The 19,557-nt window shown below is 72.5% G+C and carries 15 protein-coding genes; 5 read left to right on the top strand and 10 right to left on the bottom strand.

The window, feature by feature from the left end; translation table 11 throughout:
* Positions 1–229: 229 nt before the first annotated feature.
* The gene (locus ACFZBX_RS28670) at positions 230–5,830 is read right to left on the bottom strand and encodes a DUF6923 family protein (protein ID WP_391536696.1); all 5,601 of its coding nucleotides are present in this window, start codon (positions 5,828–5,830) and stop codon (positions 230–232) included.
* A gap of 300 nt (positions 5,831–6,130) precedes the next feature.
* Between ACFZBX_RS28670 and ACFZBX_RS28665 the strand changes: the two genes are divergently transcribed.
* The 3 genes from ACFZBX_RS28665 to ACFZBX_RS28655 all read left to right on the top strand — a co-directional run bounded on the left by ACFZBX_RS28665 (position 6,131) and on the right by ACFZBX_RS28655 (position 10,344).
* Positions 6,131–6,709 carry a hypothetical protein gene (locus ACFZBX_RS28665; RefSeq protein WP_391536695.1) on the top strand — a complete coding sequence of 193 codons (579 nt, stop codon included), beginning with the start codon at positions 6,131–6,133 and terminating at the stop codon, positions 6,707–6,709.
* A gap of 495 nt (positions 6,710–7,204) precedes the next feature.
* Positions 7,205–7,894: an ABC transporter ATP-binding protein gene (locus ACFZBX_RS28660; RefSeq protein WP_391536694.1), complete on the top strand. Its 690-nt coding sequence runs from the start codon at positions 7,205–7,207 to the stop codon at positions 7,892–7,894.
* Entirely contained in the window at positions 7,888–10,344 is a 2,457-nt protein-coding gene (locus ACFZBX_RS28655; RefSeq protein WP_391536693.1) for an FtsX-like permease family protein, read from the top strand. Before ACFZBX_RS28660 ends, ACFZBX_RS28655 begins: the two co-directional genes overlap by 7 nt.
* A 100-nt stretch (positions 10,345–10,444) precedes the next feature.
* On the opposite strand, the gene ACFZBX_RS28650 is transcribed toward ACFZBX_RS28655, so the two are convergent.
* From ACFZBX_RS28650 to ACFZBX_RS28625, 6 genes are all read right to left on the bottom strand, one after another.
* Positions 10,445–11,020, bottom strand: coding sequence for a DUF6262 family protein (locus ACFZBX_RS28650; RefSeq protein WP_391536692.1), 576 nt, complete (start codon positions 11,018–11,020; stop codon positions 10,445–10,447).
* Positions 11,017–11,586, bottom strand: coding sequence for a hypothetical protein (locus ACFZBX_RS28645; RefSeq protein ID WP_391536691.1), 570 nt, complete (start codon positions 11,584–11,586; stop codon positions 11,017–11,019). Before ACFZBX_RS28645 ends, ACFZBX_RS28650 begins: the two co-directional genes overlap by 4 nt.
* 14 nt (positions 11,587–11,600) lie before the next feature.
* Complete coding sequence (locus ACFZBX_RS28640) at positions 11,601–11,876, bottom strand: hypothetical protein (RefSeq protein ID WP_391536690.1); 276 nt, start codon at positions 11,874–11,876, stop codon at positions 11,601–11,603.
* Between the two features lie 247 nt (positions 11,877–12,123).
* Entirely contained in the window at positions 12,124–12,306 is a 183-nt protein-coding gene (locus tag ACFZBX_RS28635) for a hypothetical protein (protein WP_391536689.1), read from the bottom strand.
* Positions 12,306–12,548: a hypothetical protein gene (locus ACFZBX_RS28630; RefSeq protein WP_391536705.1), complete on the bottom strand. Its 243-nt coding sequence runs from the start codon at positions 12,546–12,548 to the stop codon at positions 12,306–12,308. The genes ACFZBX_RS28635 and ACFZBX_RS28630 overlap by 1 nt, the downstream gene beginning before the upstream one ends.
* Positions 12,549–13,324: 776 nt before the next feature.
* On the bottom strand, positions 13,325–14,833 hold the full coding sequence (locus ACFZBX_RS28625) for a carboxyl transferase domain-containing protein (RefSeq protein ID WP_391536688.1): 1,509 nt from the start codon (positions 14,831–14,833) through the stop codon (positions 13,325–13,327).
* A gap of 173 nt (positions 14,834–15,006) precedes the next feature.
* Here ACFZBX_RS28625 and ACFZBX_RS28620 point away from each other — a divergent pair, with 173 nt between their 5' ends.
* Complete coding sequence (locus ACFZBX_RS28620; RefSeq protein WP_391536687.1) at positions 15,007–15,507, top strand: hypothetical protein; 501 nt, start codon at positions 15,007–15,009, stop codon at positions 15,505–15,507.
* 128 nt (positions 15,508–15,635) lie between these two features.
* Here ACFZBX_RS28620 and ACFZBX_RS28615 read toward each other — a convergent pair whose 3' ends face one another.
* The 3 genes from ACFZBX_RS28615 to ACFZBX_RS28605 form a co-directional block, all read right to left on the bottom strand.
* The gene (locus tag ACFZBX_RS28615) at positions 15,636–16,724 is read right to left on the bottom strand and encodes a hypothetical protein (RefSeq protein WP_391536686.1); all 1,089 of its coding nucleotides are present in this window, start codon (positions 16,722–16,724) and stop codon (positions 15,636–15,638) included.
* Positions 16,725–16,765: 41 nt separating this feature from the next.
* Positions 16,766–17,863, bottom strand: coding sequence for a substrate-binding domain-containing protein (locus ACFZBX_RS28610; protein WP_391536685.1), 1,098 nt, complete (start codon positions 17,861–17,863; stop codon positions 16,766–16,768).
* Positions 17,864–18,037: 174 nt separating this feature from the next.
* A complete protein-coding gene (locus tag ACFZBX_RS28605; protein ID WP_391536684.1) occupies positions 18,038–18,667 on the bottom strand; it encodes a DJ-1/PfpI family protein in 630 nt (209 codons plus the stop codon).
* Positions 18,668–18,872: 205 nt separating this feature from the next.
* Between ACFZBX_RS28605 and ACFZBX_RS28600 the strand changes: the two genes are divergently transcribed.
* Positions 18,873–19,427 carry a universal stress protein gene (locus ACFZBX_RS28600; RefSeq protein WP_391536683.1) on the top strand — a complete coding sequence of 185 codons (555 nt, stop codon included), beginning with the start codon at positions 18,873–18,875 and terminating at the stop codon, positions 19,425–19,427.
* Positions 19,428–19,557 lie beyond the last annotated feature (130 nt).

The following is a 19,557-nucleotide window of genomic DNA, read 5'->3' as shown; positions in this document are numbered from 1 at the left end:
GCACTCACCGGCCGCCGGGCCCCGCCGTCACCGAGGACGACGCGCGCCGCCACGCCGAGTCGCGGTTGATCTGAGACCGGCGCCACAACGGGCCTGCCCGGACGGGGACTTCGCGCGGCGCGGGCGCCTCCACGACCGAGCCCCGCCGGGCGCCGCGGATGGATTCCGCGGCGCCCGGCGGGGCTCTGGTCGGCCCGGCCGGTGGTCACCCGGCCGGTCGGTCCTCGGTTCAGTGGTTGCGGCGGCGCCTACTGAGGGCGAGGGCGAGCGCGCCCAGGACCAGCAGCGCGCCTCCGATCCCCGCCACCGTCGTCACGGCGGCGCCGGTGCGGGCGAGGATGCCCGTCGGCCCGGACGGCTTCGGGGCCGCGGGACCGGGTGCCGTCGGGGTGCCGGGCTCGGCCTTCACCGTGGCGGTGGCCTCGGGGGAGGTGAGCCCGGTGCCGCCGGCGCTGCCGGTGGCGGTGGCGGTGTTGACGACCCTGCCGCGCTGGGCGTCCTCGGCGGTGATGGTGTGCGGCTTGGTGGTGCACACCATCGACTCGCCCGGGGCCAGACTGTTCCTCGGGCAGGTGACCTCACCGGCGGTGGGGTCGTCGACCTTGATGCCGGTGGCGGTGGCGGTGCCCTGGTTGGCGACGGTCAGCCTCCACTCGATGCGGTCGCCGGTGTCGGTCCTCCCGTTCTGGTTGACGTCGGTGACCTCGGCGGTCTTGGTGAGGCCGAGCGCGCCCTGCCCGTTGGACGGGACGGTCACCTCGGACGGCGGGGAGACCGGCGGTTCGCCGCGCGGCGGGGTGCCGGTGCCCGTGGCGGTGTTGCGGATCGTGCCGGCGTCGACGTCGGCCTGGGTCACCGTGTAGGTGGCGGTGCAGGTGACGGTGGCGCCGGGCGCGAGGGAGGCCGTGTCGTTGGGGCAGGTGAGGGGGGAGAGCTTGCCGGTGCCGGTGAACTCGCCCTCGGTGACCTTGACGTCCTTGAGGGTGACGTTGCCGGTGTTGGTGACGGCGAACCGGTAGGTGATCTTCTCGCCCTTGACGAGCCTGCCGGGCTTCTCGGTCTCGGCGGACTTGACCACCGAGAGCGCGGGCTTCGGCTGCTGCGGCAGTTCCACCTCGGACGGCGGGGAGACCGGCGGCTCGCCGCGCGGCGGGACGCCGGTCGCGGTCGCGGTGTTCTTGACGGAGCCCGCGTCCACGTCGGCCTGTGTCACCGTGTAGGTGGCGGTGCAGGTGACGGTGGTGCCGGGCGCGAGCGAGGCGGCCTCGGCGGTGGGGCAGACGACCGGGTCGAGCTTGCCGTGCCCGGTGAACCCACCCTCGTTGATCTTGATGTCCTTCAGCGTCACGTTGCCGGTGTTGCGCACCGCGAAGCTGTAGGTGATCTTCTCGCCCGCGACCAGCTTGTCCTCCTGGCCGCTCGAAGCGGACTTGACCACGGACAGGCCGGGCTGGTCCTGCGTGGTCACCGTCGTCCCGGACGGCGGGGAGACCGGCGGCGGGCCGGACGGCGGGGTGCCGGTGGCGGTGGCGCTGTTCTTCACCGAGCCCGCGTCCACATCGGCCTGGGTGACCGTGTAGGCGGCGGAGCAGAGCACCGCCGCACCCGGGGCCAGGGAGGCGGCCTCCTTCGGACAGACGACGGCGCCGAGCTTGCCGTGCCCGGTGAACTCGCCCTCCTTGATCTTGACGTCCTTCAGCGTGACGTTGCCGGTGTTGGTGACGGCGAACGTGTAGGTGATCTGCTCACCGGCGACGAGCCTGTCGGTGGAGGAGGTCTTCACGACCGCCAGCGCCGGCTTCTCCGGCGCCGGGACGACGGTCTCGGAGGGCGGGGAGACGGGCGGCTCGCCGCGCGGCGGGGTGCCGGTGGCGGTGGCGGCGTTCTTGACCGAGCCGGCGTCGATGTCGGCCTGGGTGACCGTGTAGGTGGCGGTGCAGGTCATCGACGCGCCAGGGGCCAGGGAGGCGGCCTCGGCGGTCGGGCAGGTGACCGGCGACAGCGTGCCGCTGCCGGTGAACGCGCCCTCGGTGACCTTGACGTCCTTCAGCGTGACGTTGCCGGTGTTGGTGACGGTGAAGTCGTACCGGACCTGCTCACCGACCACCAGCTCGTCCGGCTTGCTGCTGTGACCGGTCTTGACCACGGACAGGCCGGGCTGGTCGGTCGTCCGCACGGTCGTCTCGGACGGCGGGGAGACCGGCGGCTCGCCGCGCGGCGGGGTGCCGGTGGCGGTGGCGGAGTTCTTCACCGAGCCCGCGTCCACGTCGGCCTGGGTGACCTTGTACGTGGCGGTGCAGGTGACGACGGCGCCGGGCGCCAGCGAAGCGGCCCCGCTCGGGCAGGTGACCGGCGACAGGGTGCCGCTGCCGGTGAACGTGCCCTCGGTGACCTTCACGTCCTTGAGTGTGACGTTGCCGGTGTTGGTGACCTCGAACTTGTAGACGATCTCCTCACCCGCGACCAGCGTGCCGGTCGATGCGGACTTCACCACGGACAGGCCGGGCTGGTCCTGGGTGGTCACTGTCGTCTCCGACGGCGGGGAGACCGGCGGCGGGCCGGACGGCGGGGTACCGGTCGCGGTGGCGCTGTTCTTGACCGAGCCCGCGTCCACGTCCGCCTGCGTCACCGTGTACGTGGCGGTGCAGGTCATCGACGTGCCCGGGGCCAGGGATGCGGCCTCGGCGGTGGGGCAGGTGATCGGGTCGAGCTTTCCGCTGCCGGTGAACGGGCCGTCGGTGATCTTGACGTCCTTGACCGTGACGTTGCCGGTGTTGGTGACCCGGAAGCTGTAGGTGATCTTCTCGCCGGCCACCAGCTTGTCGGTGGAGGAGGTCTTGGCCACCGTCAGAGCGGGAGCCGGAGGTTCGGTGATGGTCACCTCGCTCGGCGGGGAGACCGGGGGCGGGCCGCTCGGCGGGGTGCCGGTGGCGGTGGCGCTGTTCTTCACCGAACCGGCGTCCACGTCCGCCTGCGTCACCGTGTAGGTGGCGGTGCAGGTCATCGACGTGCCCGGGGCCAGGGAGGCGGCCTCGGCGGTGGGACAGGTGACCGGGGAGAGGGTGCCGGTGCCGGTGAACGCGCCCTCGGTGACCTTGACGTCCTTGAGGGTGACGTTGCCGGTGTTCTTCACCTCGAACGAGTAGGTGAGGGTCTCACCGGCGACCAGCTTGCCGGTGGAAGCCGACTTCACCACCGTCAGCTTCGGGTCGCTCGGCGCCGGGACGGTCACCTCGGACGGCGGGGAGACCGGGGGCGGGCCGGTGGGCGGGGTGCCGGTGGCGGTCGCGGTGTTCTTCACCGAGCCCGCGTCGACGTCCGCCTGCGTCACCGTGTAGGTCGCAGTGCAGGTCATCTCCGCGCCGGGGGCCAGGGATGCGGCCTCGGCGGTCGGGCAGGTGACCGGCGACAGGGTGCCGGTGCCGGTGAACGGGCCCTCGGTGACCTTGACGTCCTTCAGCGTCACATTGCCGGTGTTCTTGACGGCGAAGCTGTAGGTGATCTGCTCACCGAGGACCAGCTTGTCCGGCTGGCTGCTGGTGGCGGACTTGACCACCGTCAGTGCGGGAGCCGGAGGCTGGGTGATGGTCACCTCGCTCGGCGGGGAGACCGGGGGCGGGCCGCTCGGCGGGGTGCCGGTGGCGGTGGCGCTGTTCTTGACCGAGCCCGCGTCCACGTCCGCCTGCGTCACCGTGTAGGTGGCGGTGCAGGTGACGGAGGCGCCCGGAGGCAGCGAGGCGGCCCCGCTCGGGCAGCTGACCGGGTCGAGCGCGCCGGTGCCGGTGAACGCGCCTTCGGTGACCTTGACGTCCTTCAGTGTCACATTGCCGGTGTTGGTGACCCGGAAGCTGTAGGTGATCTTCTCGCCGGCCACCAGCTTGTCGGTGGAGGAGGACTTGACCACGGTCAGCGCCGGGTCGTTCGGCGCCGGGACGGTCACCTCGGACGGCGGGGAGACCGGGGGCGGACCGGTCGGCGGGTTGCCGGTGCCGGTGGCGATGTTCTTGATCGAGCCCGCGTCGACGTCCGCCTGGGTCACCGTGTAGGTGGCCGTACAGATCATCTCCGCGCCGGGGGCCAGGGATGCGGCCTCGGTGGTGGGACAGGTGGCGACCGGCGCGGCGCCGGTGCCGGTGAACGTGGTCTCGTTGACCTTGACGTCCTTCAGCGTCACGTTGCCGGTGTTGGTGACCACGAAGCTGTAGGTGATCTGCTCACCGAGGACCAGCCTGTCCGGCTGGCTCGTGGTGGCGGACTTGACCACCTTCAGAGCAGGGGCGGACGTTGCGGTGACCGTGGCCGAGTCCGGCTGGGAGACGGTCGGAGCGGTGTCGCCCGGAGCGGTGCCGTGCGCGGTCGCGGTGTTCTTGATCGAGCCGGCGTCCAGGTCGGCCTGGGTGACGGTGTAGGAGGCGGTGCAGGTCAGCGACGCACCCGCGGCCAGCGGACCGGCCGGGCAGGTGACGGCCGGCGGCGTGCTGCCCGTGAACGCCGTCTCCGTGACGCCCGGGTTCGACAGCTCCACGTTGCCGGTGTTGGTCAGCACGAAGGAGTACTTCACGCTCTCGCCGACCGCGCTCACGGTGCCCGGGGTGGCCGACTTCTCCACCGTCAGCGCCGGCGCCGAGGCGCAGGACGTCACCGAGGACTGGTTGTTGCCCGCGGTCGGGTCCTGCTCGTTGGCCAGCACCGACCCGGTGTTGGTGACGCAGCCGGTCATCGTGGCGGGGGCGTTCGCCGTGATGGTGATGGTGTTCTCGACTCCCGCGAGGGTGCGCCCGCCGACGCACGTCACCGTGTTGCCGGCCACGGTGCACCCGGGCGTCGAGGTCTTCACATTGGTCAGCGGCGCCGGGACGGTGTCGGTGACGGTGTAACCGCTGGAGTTGCCGGGTCCGTTGTTCCGCACCTTGAGCGTGTACGTCACGGGGGTGCCCGGCTTGACGAGGTCCGGCCCGCTCTTCACGACCGAGAGGTCGGTCGGCAGACCGGACGAGGCCGCGCCGTCGTTGTTGCCGCTGAGCGGCCCGGGTGAGGTGGAGACGAGGGTGAACGTCGGGGTCGCCGCCGCCGGGTTGGTGATCCTGACCTGGTAGACCGTGCCGGACGAGTTGTCGGAGAAGCCGATGTTTCCGTTGCCGAACGTCCAGGCGGCGCCGAAGCCGGAGGCACTCGCCGTCACCGGCGTGGCGGGGAAGGTCGTGACCGCCTTGGTCGCACCGAGGATGTCGAGACGGATGATCTTTCCGTCCGGGGCGGCGCCCCAGAAGAATCCGTTCGCGTAGGTGTAGTCGGATGCGGTCACCACGCCGGTCAGCTTGATCGTCGAGGTGGTCTGGCCGGTGGCGGCGTTGACCCGGTGGACCGTGTCGGACGCGCTGTGGGTGACGTAGAAGCCTCCGTCCGGCCCGAACGCCCCCACATTCATGAAGCCCGGCACGACGTCGGTACCCACCCGGGTGACGACGCCGCCCTGTCCGATCCGGATGGTCGAACCGTCTGCGGCGATCCCGTACAGGTAGTTGTCCGCCGCGCGGTAGCTGATGGCGTTGTAGCCGATCGAGGCGGTCGGACCCTCCGGCTGGAAGGCGACACTGCCGGACGCGCCGGTGGTCGCCCTGTAGAGGCGGGTCGGTATCTCCTGCGCGACGAACACCTGCGGATCCGCCGGATTGAACGGATCACCCGCCGCCGCGTGCGACTGCGGCGCGGTGAGGAGCGGGAACGCGACGGCGCCCGCTCCGATCATCAGGGCCATCACCAGCAGCCCTATGAGCGAGCGGCGCGGCCGCCCCCGGTGCCGCCCGGGGCGGCGAACCATGGTGCTCATTCAGTACCCCCCGGGTATGTGCAAGGCTCGCCCGCGCCCCTCGGCGGATCTTGGCTCCCGCATTGACCAGTTCACTCCGGACATCCCTCCAGGTCGGAAGCGTCGGCACGCACGGCGTCGGACTTCCGTGTACGCACCGGGGATCAGGGCAGTGGGGACCTGATCTTGAGACGGGAGTAAAGCACCGAATCGTCAAAACTTGTCGTATATGAGGACAAGTTGTCGCCGTGTCTGTTTTGGGCGGTTGCTCCGGCACCGACCCACCGTCACCGCCGGGCCCCGGGCCCGCGATCGCCGGAGGTGGAGTGGGACGTCGGACCGGCCGACCTCCCGTTCCGTGGTGACGCTTCTTCGCACGGCGTGCTAGACAGCGCCGTGGCCTTCTTCCCTGATCTCAGCCCCTACGGCTACTTCTCCGACGACGTCGTGGCCGACGGTCCCTACTCCGCCTCGTTCGTGCCCGCCTATCACCGGATCAACGTGGGTTGGCTGAGCGGGCAGCACAGGTACACGACGGGGGCCGGCCCCGAGGGCCTCCTCGGTCGCCTCCTCGACATCATCCGTTGGCAGGACGTGAACTCGACGCGGGGCTTCCACGTCTGCGAGCTGTGCCCCCGCGGCGACACGTGGACGGGCCTGCCGACCGTTGAGCACAAGGGTGATGTGCTCTACCTGGGGACCAGTGAGATCCGCGTTCCCGGTGCCCCCGGGGAGGTCTTCGCTGCGCCCACACTCATCGCCCATTACGTGGGCGGCCACGGCTATCTGCCGCCGGTGTCGTTCATCGACGCCGTGCTGCGCTGCCCCGAGGGGTGGATGTCCGGACCGGACGCGCCCGGGGTACCGAGCGACGCGACGAGGAGCGACTATCGCCGCTAGGCCGCGCGTCAGCTCTTGTGGCAGGCCGGGTCGGCCGAGTGGCTGACCCTTCTCCGGGGCAGATCGGTGTTGCACGACGAGGTCAGGTGAGTCGGCGCAGCTCAACGGCAGTGCTGAGGACGCTATCGAGTGCAACAGGTGTTGCGCTGTCCCTCGCCGGAGTGATGCCGTCGGCTGAGCTCAGCGTCGGGTCGCGTGACACTTCTACGGCGGGATCAGGAGAACCCGCGGGATGTCGCACAGCACAGGTCAGGGGTTCCTCAGGGTCGAGATCAGGGGCAGTCCGGAGGCGTGGATGCCGCGAACGGCCCTAGCGTCGGTGAGGCGGGTGACCGATGCCCCGACCGATGCCCCCATGGAAAAGGCGCGCGAGTGTTCCGGAACAAGGCTCTACCGGCACGGGCTTCGAGCCCGGCCTTCGTCGGTGCGGAGAGGGCGGGCGACATCGTCCGCCTGACTGCCGTGGACAAGACATACGGCCGTGGTAACAATCGGGTGCGGGCGCTTGACGGGGTGGACGTCGACTTCGAGGCGGGTACCTTCACCGCCATCATGGGCCCCTCGGGTTCGGGCAAATCGACGCTGCTGCAGTGTGCGGCGGGCCTCGACCGAGTCGACGCGGGCCGGGTCCTGCTCGACGGCGCGCCGCTGCACGAGCTCTCCGAGCGTTCCCTGACCGAGCTGCGCCGCGAGCACATGGGCTTCATCTTCCAGTCCTTCAACCTGATCCCGGCGCTGACGGCGCGGCAGAACGTCGAGCTGCCGCTGCGGTTGGCCGAGCGCCCGATCGACTCGGTGGCGATCGACCGGGGGCTGGCCGAGGTCGGCCTCGCGGAGCGTGGCGAGCACCGGCCCGCCGAGCTGTCGGGCGGTCAGCAGCAGCGGGTCGCGATCGCGCGTGCGCTGGTGACCAGGCCCAAGGTGATCTTCGCGGACGAGCCGACCGGCGCGCTGGACTCGCGTACCGCGCGGGAGGTCCTGGCGCTGCTGCGCGGTGTCGTCGAGGAGCACGGGCAGACGGTGATCATGGTCACGCACGACCCGGTGGCCGCTTCGTACTCGCAGCGGGTGGTCTTCCTCGCCGATGGCAGGGTGACCGGCGAGCTGTTCGAGCCGACGGCCGAGACCGTGGCCCTGCGGATGGCCGCGCTGGAGCCCGGCGGAAGCGGGACGAATCCGTGCTGAAGATCGCCGCAGCCACCCTGCGCCACCGTCTGACGGGCTTCGTGGGCGCCTTCATCGCCCTCGCGCTCGGCACGACGATGATCGGCATGATGACGCTGACCCTGGCGGCCACCTTCGGCACGCCGCACCCGGGGCCGCAGCGGTTCAAGGAAGCCCAGGTGGTGGTCGCGCCGCAGGGCTTCGAGGGGCGCCCGATGAAGGCGCCGGCGGTGTTGCCGGCCGAGGTCGTGGCGAAGGTGGGCGCGGCGGGCAGGGCCACACCCGACCGCAGCTTCCCGGTGCGGCTGAACCCCGGTTCCGCGGGGACGACCGGCCACCCGTGGTCCTCGGCCGCCTTCGCGGGCTACCACCTGGTGGCCGGGCGCGCGCCGCAGGCCCCTGACGAGATTGTCGTCGTCGGCGGTGACCGGTCGCTGATCGAGGGTCAGGCCCAGGCCACCACCTTCAAGGGCGCCGGCCACTACCGCGTGGTGGGAGTCACCGACGCGCTCTGGTTCGAGAACGCGGTCTTCTTCAGCGACGCCGAGGCCCAGCGCCTGTCGCCCGGCGTCAACGCCCTGGTCACCGACCAGAACGCCGAGCAGTTGTCCGCCCTCGTGGGCGGCCGGGCCCTGGTCCTCACCGGCGACGACCTGACCCGGCTCGACCCCGACTCCACCGGCGGCGCCCAGGCCCTGGCCAACGCCCAAGCGATGGCGGGCAGCACCACCGGACTGGCGGTGTTCGTCGCGGTGTTCGTCGTCATCGCGACCTTCGCCTTCGCCACCGAGCAGCGCCGCCGCGAACTGGCCCTGATGCGGCTGGTGGGCGCCTCACCCCGGCAGGTGCGGCGCATGGTCCTCGCCGAGGCACTTCTGATCGGCCTGGCGGCAGCCGTCGCCGGCTGCGTACTCGCCCCGCTGTGCACCGTGCCGCTGCGCTCCTGGATGCTCGACCACAACATGGCCCCGTCCTGGTTCACCATCCCCTTCAACCCCCTGCCGCTGCTGCTCTCCTTCGCCATCGGTGTGGCCGCGGCGCTGGCCGGCTCGGCCGCCACCCTGGTCCGGGTCTCGCGGATCCGGCCGATCGAGGTGCTGCGCGAGAGCGCGGTGGAGCGCCGCGTGATGACCCCGATCCGGTGGCTGCTGGGGATCGGGATGCTGATCGGCGCAGTCGCGGCGGGGACCGTCATCGCCCGGAGCGAGCCGTACCTGGCGGCCAGCGCCCGCAAGTACGAGGCTGTCCCGGTCCTGTACGTCGGCGCGGTCACCCTGCTGGCGCCGATCCTGCTGCGGCCGGTCACCCGGCTGCTGATCGGCCCGCTGCGCGGATCGGCCAAGGCCGGCCCGCTGCTGGTGCGCGAGAACATCCTCACCTCCCGGCGGCGTACGGCCGCCACGGTGGCGCCGATCGTGGTGGCTGTCGGGCTGGTCGCCACTCTGCTGACGATGCAGAAGTCCGGTGACGCCGCGGTCCTGGCCCGCCAGCAGCAGGAGGTCCACGCGGCCGACGTGGTGGTGCCCGGCGGCACAGGGATCGACGCGCGGACGCTGGAGAAGCTGGCGGCCGTGCCCGGGGTGCAGGTCACCCCGGTCACCTCGATGAACATCCGAATCGGCACCGCGGAGGGCGAGCAGATCGACTCGCTGAGGACGAACGCGGTACCCGCGTCCGCGCTGGGCACGACCATCACACCACCCGTGGTCTCCGGCTCGCTCACCTCGCTGCCCGACAACTTCCTGGTCATCGACGAGCACGCGGCCCAGTCCGACGGTCTCTCGGCCGGGGACCATGTGGTCACCCTGTTGCCGACCGGCGCGCGGGTGCCGACCGTCATCGCCGCGGTCGTCGCACGCGGCCTGAACGGCGACGACACCTACCTGTCCGCATCACTGACCGGCGCGGTGATGCCGAGCCGGGTCTACCTCGACTCCCAGACGGGCGCGGGCCTGCCGCTCGACGCGCAGCGGACGGCCGCAGTGAACCAGGCGCTGGCCGGCTCCGGCGCACACGTCATGAGCCACGACGCCTACATGGAGGCCCAGCGCGCGCACGCCGCAGAGCAGACGGACAATGCCGCGGTGATCATCCTCGGGATCGCGCTGGCCTACGCGTTGATCGCGGTCGCCAACACCCTGATCATGGCGATGACCGGACGACGACGAGAGTTCGCCTTCCTCGGGCTGGCCGGAACGGTGCGCAGTCAGATCGTGAAGGTGGCCGCGGCCGAGTCGGCCGTGGCGGTAGTCGTGGGCACCGTGCTCGCCGCCGTGGCGACCGGCCTCGCCGCGGCGACCCAGCACGTCTCGCTGAACAAGCTCATGACCGGCGCGCCGACGGTGATCCCATGGACCCAGATCGGGGGGACCATCGCGCTCTGCGCCCTCGTCACCCTGGTCACCGCGTCGGCAGCGACCTGGCGGGCAACCCGCCGACGGGCGATCGAAGCAGCAGGCATCCGCGAGTAGGGCACGGCTCGCTCGCTCCTACCGAGTACGGCTGCGGCCTGAGCGCCCCGGGCGGGGCGCTCAGGCTGTGAGCTGAAGGCCGGTCGGACTGTGCGGTCTTCTACGGCCTCGCCGGCTCTTGGCCGGGTCCACTGTGCTCCTGAACGGCCCGAGCGGCCGAGGTCCGGTCGAGGGCCCGGGTCAGGTCCCGGTTGGCCGCCCGAGCCGCATCCAAATCGGCCCCAGTCTCCTCCAGAGCGGCGGTGAGCCGGATGTTCTCCTGCTCCAGCCTGGTGATCCGGCGCTGGAGTTCGTCGATGTCGGCGGGAACACCCAAACCGGAGTCCTTCCAGGCCTGCTCACCCAAGGCCTGCGAGAGGCGTTTCTCCAACTGCTGGACGCGCGTGGTCAGACGGGTGTTGCGGGCCTGGGCGTTGGCGAGGTCGGCCTGAAGAGATGCGCGGCTGACCAGCGAGCCGACCGGGTCTTGGCCTGCGGGCTGGAGTTCTGCGGCGTGGACCAGGGCGAGCAGGTCGCGGTGTCGGTACAGGAACGTACGGTCCACGCCAGCCTGGCGGGCGACGCCGGAGACGCTGATCGGGGTGCCGTTCTTCACGGCGTTCGTGATCGCATCGGTAACGCGCTGGCGACGGCGGTCGGTGCCAGCCTGGCGCCCGTCGCGCATGGCGGGGATCATCCGGTCCTCCAGGGGCGGACGTCGGGTAGTGGTTGTCGAACCTTCGGCAGGCCGAGCATGTCCGTGCGCCCGCGGCGGACCACCGAGACCGCGTCCTCGATCTGCGCGCGGTCCTCGGGAGTGAGGTCGTCCAGGTCGGCCTCGACCCGGGTCATCAGGCGCCGGACCCTGCGGATCTCCTCTTCGGACGGCATGGCCTCCGAGCGGGCCCAGTCATCGGCCTCGAACGCGGACATCAGCCACTCGCGGCTGCGGAGCAGGTCGGCGAGGTAGCGTTCCAGGTCCGGCAGGTAGGAGATGTCAGTGCGGAAGTGGTCGCAACCCACGCAGCGGAACCGCAGCGGGCAGGCGCGACCGCCGGCCGCCACGTTGGAGGGCTCCAGGCAGACGCCGTAGGCGGTGGCGACCTCACCGATCGCCCGGCGCACGTGCTCCGAGTCCAGCAGCCCCTGGACCTTGCGCCAGACGCGGTTGCCATGCCGGTCGAACTGCAGGGCGGTGACGCGGTCGACCGCCTCGCGTTTGCGCTCCTGGCCCGCCCGGTAGCAGCCCTCGGTTGTCGGCATCTGCCGGTGGTCCATCAAAGCCTGGAGAACGTCCGGGCCACGCCAGCGTCGGCGTGCCGCTGAGCGTACGTGTGCCGGTAGGCGTAGGGAAAGATCCTGGCCTTGTCGAACGGCAGCTTGACCGTCGTCGGCTGCCCGTCGGTCTCCACGACGACTGGCACGAGGAACTCCGGCAGGGCGTTGACCCAGGCGCGGTGCGGCTCGGCCAGCTCGGCGTCGGACAGTGTCTCCAGGCAGGGCGTCCCCGCCGCGCGAAGGCGGTCGCAGACCCGGCGCAGCTGGTGGGCCACGGTCTTCGAGCCACCCGCCGTCCCCGGCGCTGGAGGTAGCAGGCGGCAGCCCGGCAGGTTCCGAAGCTCGGCAAGGGCAGCGCCTGGGGGAGCAGCAGGTACTCCTCCACCGGGATTCCGATTCCTTCGCGCCGGCCATGGTGGGCGGTGCAGAGACCGGCGCGGACGGTCTTGCGGGGACGCTCGCATCCGGGAACTATGCACGGGACATGGCCGACGGAGCGGAAGTGTTCGGTGCGGGGCAGGGTCACGAAGTCGTCGACCGGCAGTCCGGCATGCCCAGCACGGGGTGGCTCTTCGGGAAGAAGACCACCCGCAGGTCCCAGTCCCAGCTCAACAGGGTCAGCAAGCGCGGGTCCAGAGCGTCGGTGATCTCCCGGGTCCGGGTGTCCGGCTGGTCCGGCGGCGGTACGGGCAGGGGCGAGGCCATCAGTGCTCTCCCTGCGGGTTCACGCGCGGGGTGGGGACGTGCTCGACGGCCTCGCGCAGGCGGGACCGGTCGGGGATCAGGTAGGGCTGGGAGGACAGGGGGCTCTTGTGTCCCAGGAGGGCCTGCACTTCGTCCAGTGAGCCGCCCGCGTCGGCGACGTCTCTGCCGCCCGCTCCGAGGGCCTCATGGCGCTCGACGCTGTACTGATCGAAGGCCTGGACCACCAGGAAGTCCACCGGCATGACCCATGCCGCCTTCGACTTACCGGCTGCCTGACGGCAGGACGACAGGAAAGGCCCGCATGTGCAACTCCAGAGTCCGACGGATGCGTGCAACAACCCGCCACAGAGCCACACCCCCCGAGAACGAGTCTCAGAGCACCAACGACAGCCCTCCGCGCCACGTCACACCATGCGGGTGAGGCTCCCAGAGAACGGACAGGTAGACCTGTTCGTCGGCGCTGAGATCGCGGCCGACGGACTGGCAGATCTTCCGGATCGCCTCGGAAGGCTGGGGCGGGACGCATTCCACAGCTCTGCCGTGGTGTCGTCGCTGCCGGTGGCCAGGATCCGTTGCCGCCGGGGCTGCCGTGCAGCCAGGTCACCCGCGCCAGCAGGTGGCGGTTGGCGCCGCTCCTGGTGATCACGGCCCCGGCCTCCACCGAGAGGTCGGTCCCGAACTCCACCGCGATCTCGTCGGGACCGATCCGGCGCAGCTCGTCGAGCGCCGCGTGGGGCGGCCGTGGTCACCGGGACGAGGGCGCCCTGCAAGGTGGTCGGCAGATCGCGGACGGCCTCGCCGAGCCGGTCGGCCTTCACCGGCCCCGCCGCCACGCCGGGCGCCCTCCAGCAGCACCCGGCCCCCGCCCTCCAGCGGTATGCGAGCCGGACCTGCCACAGCCTCCTCCTCCTCCTTCGGCGTCGCGCGTGCCGCGGCCGCTCGCATCGTCGTCCGCCGCCGGGAACGCCGCATCCGGGCCTGGCCGTCCGGACGACGCCGGCTGCGCCGAGGCGTGGCGTCAGCGGTGGTGGTGGACGTCCCCCAGCCGGCGGTGGCGGGCGGCCCGGGCGGCGAGGCGGGCGGGTTCGGGGGTGGCGGTGAGGGCGGCCAGGGCGGTGGCGACGGCGTGGCCGAGGCGGGCGCAGAAGGCGGCGGGTTCGTCGGCGGCGTCGGGGAGTTCGGGGACCACCGTGTCGACCAGGCCGACGGCGGCGAGGTCGTGGGCGCCGATGCCCTGGGAGCGGGCCAGGTCGGGGGCGTGGGTGCCGTCGCGGTGGACGATGGCCGAGGCGCCCTCGGGCGGGAGCGGGGCGAGCCAGGAGTTGGCGGCGGCGAGGACGCGGTCGGCGGGCAGCAGGGCCAGGGCGCCGCCGCCGGAGCCCTGGCCGAGGAGGACGGCGAGGACGGGGGTGCGCAGGGCGAGCAGGGTGGTGAGGCAGTGGGCGATCTCGACGGCCACGCCGTCCAGTTCGGCCTGGACGGAGAGTTCGGCGCCCGCCGTGTCGACCACCGTGACAAGGGGGAGGCCGAGCTGTTCGGCGACCCGGGCGGTGCGGCGGACGGCACGCAGGTCGGCGGCGGTGAAGGGGTGTTCCCGGGCGCCGCTCTGCCGCTGCTGGCCGACGACCACGGCGGGCTGCCCGCCCAGCACGGCGAGCGCGCGGACCAGGGCGCCGTCGCGGCCGCCGGGGGAGTCGAGGAGCACCAGTTCCTCGGTGGTGCGGCGCAGCAGTTCGCGGGTGCCGGGGCGGTCGGGGCGGCGGGTGCGCAGCACGGCCTCCCAGGCGTCGGGGCGCTCGGCGGCTCCGGCGGCTCCGGCCGTGCCGGCGGGGGGAACGGGGGCGGGCAGCGCCCGGCGGGAGAGCACGGACAGCGAGCGGCGCAGCACCTCGCGCAGCTCCTCGGGCGCCACCACCGCGTCCACCAGCCCGCGCTCGGCGAGCGTCTCGGCGCGCTGCACCTCGGGGGGAAGCCCGACGCCCCGCAGCTCCTCGTACACCCGGGGGCCAAGGAAGCCCAGCCGTGCCCCCGGTTCGGCGAACACCAGCTGCCCGAGGGTCCCCCAGGAGGCGAACACCCCGCCCATGGTGGGGTTGCGCAGATAGGTGAGGTACGGCAGCCCGGCCGCCCGGTGGGCCTGGACGGCGGCGGTGATCCGCAGCATGCAGAGGAACGCGGCCGAGCCCTCCTGCATCCGGGTGCCGCCGGAGACCGGCAGGGCGACCAGCGGCAGCCGCTCGGCGGTGGCCCGTTCGACGGCGCGGGTGACCCGTTCGGCGGTCGCCACGCCGATGGACCCGCCGAGGAAGCCGAACTCGGAGGCGATCAGGGCGACCGGCTCCCCGCCGATCCGCCCGAGCCCGGTGAGCACGGCCTCGTCCACGCCGGTCCGCTCCCGTGCCCGGGTGAGGCTCGCCCGGTAGTCGGCGTCGGCGGGCTCGGCGGCCGACGGCTCGTCCCAGCTCCGGTAGCCGCCCGGGTCGACCAGCAGCCCGATCAGCTGGTGCGCTGTCAGGGAAACGCTCATGTGTGTGCCACCCCATCCGGTTCCGCGCCGAGGAAGATCACCCTAGGCGGAGGCCGGAGCGGCGAGGCGGATTGGGCGGCCGGTGTGAGGAGGCCAACAGCCTCCCCCGGGCGGGGGAGGGGATCGGACCCGCGCAGGATTCCGGGCCGGCGGCGGGCGCGGAGGCTGGAGGCATGACCACCGCAGCGATGAGCCACCCCGTCCAGCCCTGGGCCCGGCACGCGGCCCGGGCCCTGCCGCTGCTCGCCCTGCCGCTCTGCCTCTGGCGGCTGCCGATCGGGTTCGGCTTCCAGATGGGGATGGACGTGCCGCCCGAGGACCTGTCGCTCTGGGTGACCGTCCCCTATGTGCTGGCGCTCAGCCTGCTCTCCGAGGCGTTCGCGCTGCTCTGCGGCGGGCTGGTCCGCCCGTGGGGCGAGCGGCTGCCCGGGCGGGCGGTGGTGGCGGTCGGGGCGGTGTCGGGTGCCGGGTTCACCCTGCTGGCCGGGCAGTGGGTGCTCACCACCTTCCACGTCGGCGGCTTCCAGGCCGTCGGCTACGTCAACGGCTGGTGGCGGGTGCCGGCGGCGGTGACGAGCGGGCTGTTCGTGCTCTGGGGGCCGCTGATCCTGGCGCTGACGTGCGGGTACCACCGGCGTCGGCGCGCCGGAGCGGTCGCACCGGCTTCCTCGTAGCGGAGTACGACCAGCCGGGCGAGCGCGGGGTGGGTGCCCAGCGGGGCGTTCGTCCGGTGGGCGCCGGTGGCGGCGGCGCGGTCGGCGAGGAAGCCGGGGGCGAGCAGGTGGGTGGCGACTGCGGGCCGTCAGTTGTGGGCCGTCGAGCCGCAGAAGCCGGCGGGTATGCTCCGGAAGCCGTGGCTCTTGATGGCGGCGACGGCGACGGGGCTCTTGCAGATCCACCCGTTGGCGCTGAAGAGGTCGCGCAGGGCCCTGCCGTGCGCGTCCCCGCTGTTCCAGTCGGCCGCGCGCACCACGTTGTAGAGGAGCCGCGCGTACGCCGAGCTCGAGAACTGCAAGGACATCTGGGACTGGTACACCGGGGCGATCCCGTCGAGGCTGCGCACGGTGAGGGCGCCGGCCTCGTCGCCGGGCCCGGTGTGCCCGCCGTGGACCTGGCCGATGTAGCGGCCGACGGAGTACGGCACGATCGCGTTGGGGTCGTGCAGGACCGGGTCGGTGCCCTGGTCCCCCCGTACGACGGTGCGTACGCACGAATGGTCGGTCCAGGGGTCGGCCATGAGGGCGGACTGGTAGCCGATGGCGCCGAGGAAGAAGTCCGACGAGTCCGAGGGCAGGCCGGCGACGCCGGTGCGGGAGACGAGGAGGTGACCGGCCAGGACCGGGACGATGGCGGCGTCGGGCAGGGCCGGGTCGATCTGCCGCCAGTTGGTCTTGACGCAGGTGAAGATCTCACGCAAGTCGGCGGCGGTCAGGTTCGCCGGGGCGTTGCCGCCGGCCGGAGCGGCCCAGCTGACCGAGTCCTTGGCCATCGCCACGAACAGGTCGGCCGAGGGGTCGTAGGTGCGCGGACCACGGGAGGAGCGCGCGAAGTCGAGGGTGCCGCTGGTGTTGGCGTTGAGGGTGTCGATGCCCGGGTCGGTCCGGATCGGGCGGACGATCGGGGTCGCGCCGGCCTTGGTGGTGATCTCGTTGCCGCCGGTGGAGTCCCAGCTGTACAGGCGCGGCGAGGTGGTGTCCCCGGCGGTGGCCAGCGAGGCGTTGTAGTCGGCCGAGAACCGGTTGAACAGCATCTCGGTGGTCTCCGCCCCGACGCCGACGATGTCGCTCGCGGCGGGCTGCCGGGGCGGGTCGGCGAGGGCGGGCGCGGTGGTGGTGAGTGCCAGTGCGGCGGTCAGGAAGAGGGCGGCGGCCCGGGCGGCGAATCGGAGCATGACGGGGACTCCCGGTTGTGGAAGGGGGCGCAGAAGGTCGGTCACCGGTGGAGCGTCGAGCCGCAGGCGCCGCCGTAGGGAAGGAGCCGGAAGCCGTGGCTCTTGATGGCGGCGACGGCGGCGGGGCTCTTGCAGATCCACCCGGAGGGGCCGAAGACCTTGCGCAGGCCGCCTGTTGCGGAGGTGCTGTACCAGTCGGCCTCGCGCACCACGTTGAAGAGGACTCGTCCGTAGGGCGTGTTCGCGAAGGAGAGGGACAAGGCGTGGTCCGCGGAGGACACCGGGTCGATTCCGTCGATGCCGCGGACGGTGAGGATGACGGGGTCGTCACCGGGGCGGGAGTGCCCGCCGTAGACCTGGCCGACGAAGCGGCCGACGGAGTAGGGCACGATCGCGTTGGGGTCGTGCAGGAGCGCGTCCCAGCCCTGGTCCCCCCGCTCGACGACGCGCACGCACGAGCGGTCGCTGGAGCCGTCCGTGCCCGCGGGCGGGTAGGCGATGGCCTTGAGGAGGGCCTCCGAGGACTCCATCGGTGCGCCCGTGACGCCCCACCGGTCGACGAAGAGGCGGCCGGCGAGTACCGGGACGATGGTCGCGTCGGGCAGCGCGGGGTCGATCTGCTTCCAGTTGGTGACGCGGCAGTTGTAGATGTTGGAGAGGTCGTGGGTGGACAGGTTCCGCGGGGCGTTGCCGCCGGCCGGTGCGGCCCAGCTGACCGCGTCCTTGGCGAACGCCACGAACAGGTTGCCGGGGAGGTCGTTGGCGTTCGGGAGGCGGGTGGCACGGACGAAGTCGACGGTGCCGCTGGTGGTGGCGTTCAACGCCGCCAGTCCCGCGTCGGTCCGGTCCGGGCGGACGATCGGGGTGGCCCCGGCCTTGGTGACGATCTGGGACGGGGTTCCGGTGGAGTCCCAGCTGTACAGGCGCGGGGAGGTGGTGTCCCCGGCGGCGGCCAGCGAGGCGTTGTAGTCGGTGGAGAACTGGTTGAACAGGGTCTCGGTGACGCCCGCGCCGACGCCGGCGATGTCGCTCGCGGCGGGCTGCCGGGGCGGGTCGGCGAGGGCGGGGGTGGTGACGGTGAGCGCCAGGGCGGAGGCGAGGGCGAGGGCCGAGGCGGCCCTGGCGGCGAGTCGGAACACGGGAACTCCCGGTCGGAGGCGGGCGGGGGCACCGGCATCATCGGCCCGCCCGGTCCGTACCCGGAAGACCGCGTGAACCCGGGGCACGGACGCCACCGCAGGTCATCACCACCGCCCTCGCGCGCCGTCGTCACCTGTTCTTCCACCGGTGGCCCCCCGGTCACCCGCCGAGGGCTACACCGGCGGCTGCGGGTCGTACTGGATGCCGCGGCGCACCCGGCGCGCCCGCTCCACCGAGGACAGCCGGGCGACCAGGTGCAGCGCCATGTCCATCCCCGCCGAGATCCCGGCCGAGGTGATCACGTCCCCGTCGTCGACGAAGCGGTCCTCCCGCCGCACCTCGGCGGTCGGCTCCAGCTCGGCCAGCAGGTCGAGCGAGGCCCAGTGCGTGGTGACCGGCCGCCCCCGCAGCAGACCCGCCTTCGCGTACACCAGCGCGCCGGTGCAGACGCCGGCCATCAGCGGCACCGACGCGGCCAGCTCCCGCACCCGCGCCAGGTGCTCCTCGTCCGCCAGCAGCGGCCGGGTGCCCTGCCCGCCCGGGTGCACCACCACCTCCGGGGCCGGTGCCGACGCCCAGGAGTGGTGCGCGTGCACCGTCAGCCCCTTGGCGCACTCCACCGGCCCGCCGTCACGGGACACGCACGACACCCGCCAGCCGTCCTCGGGGAAGTTGCGCGTCCAGTAGGCGAGCACCTCCCAGGGGCCGATGGCGTCCAACTCCTCGACGCCGGGGAACAGCAGGATCGCGATGTGACGGAGTGGCCGGCCGGGCAGGCCGCCCTCCTGGGCGCTGATGTCCATGGCCCCGGATTCAACCAGAGCGTCCACGATCCGGTCCGGCAATTTCCGTGCCGGCCCGCGTCGGACCTGCCCCCCGCGTCAGGAAACCGTACGGACCGGGCCCGCGCGCGTCAGGGGCCCGTCAACGAACCGCCCGCCCGCCGTCCGCCCGGCTTGGCTGAGGACCGACGACACCAGTCACCAGCCGGAAGGACGGACCAGCACCATGGCGGACGAGCCGACAGACCTCCCCAGCGCACCCCGGGGCCCCGAGGACGACGGCCGCGGCCGCGTCGTCGTCGGCGTCAGCGGCTCGCTCGGCAGCCTCGCCGCCCTGCACCGCGCCGTCGCCGAGGCCCGCCGGCTCGACGCCGAGGTCCTCGCCGTGCACTGCTGGACCCCGGCCGGCGGCGAGTTCGGCTACCGCCGCTCGCCCTGCCCGCCACTCCTGACCGCCTGCCGCGACGCCGCCGCCACCCGGCTGCGCGACGCCCTCGACCAGGCCTTCGGCGGCGCCTGGGCCGGCGCCCGGTTGCGCAGCATCGCCGTCCGCGGCGAGACCGGCCAGGCCCTGGTCCGCTGTGCCGACCGCCCGGACGACCTGCTGGTCCTCGGCGCCGGCAGCCGCGGCGCCCTCGCCCGCGCGCTGCGCCCCTCCGTCACCGCCTACTGCACCCGCCACGCCGGCTGCCCCGTCCTCGCCGTCCCCAAGCCGCCCCTCCAACGCGAACTGGAAGCCCTCCAACGCCACCCCCGCACCCGCCTGACCGCCGGCGCCTGACCGCCCCCGACCGCGGTCCGGGCACCCGTTCTGAGCTGGTAGTGTTCTTCCTGTCGCGAGGGAGTGATTCCTCGTCAGGCGTCAGTGGTGCTACCAGAGCACGTCCCACTTTCAGTGGGGAGAGTCCGTG

It is taken from the genome of Kitasatospora sp. NPDC008115 (assembly GCF_042957205.1).
Lineage (GTDB): Bacteria > Actinomycetota > Actinomycetes > Streptomycetales > Streptomycetaceae > Kitasatospora.
Note: the sequence above shows the minus strand (reverse complement) of the source record. Positions and strands in the feature narration are given on the sequence as shown.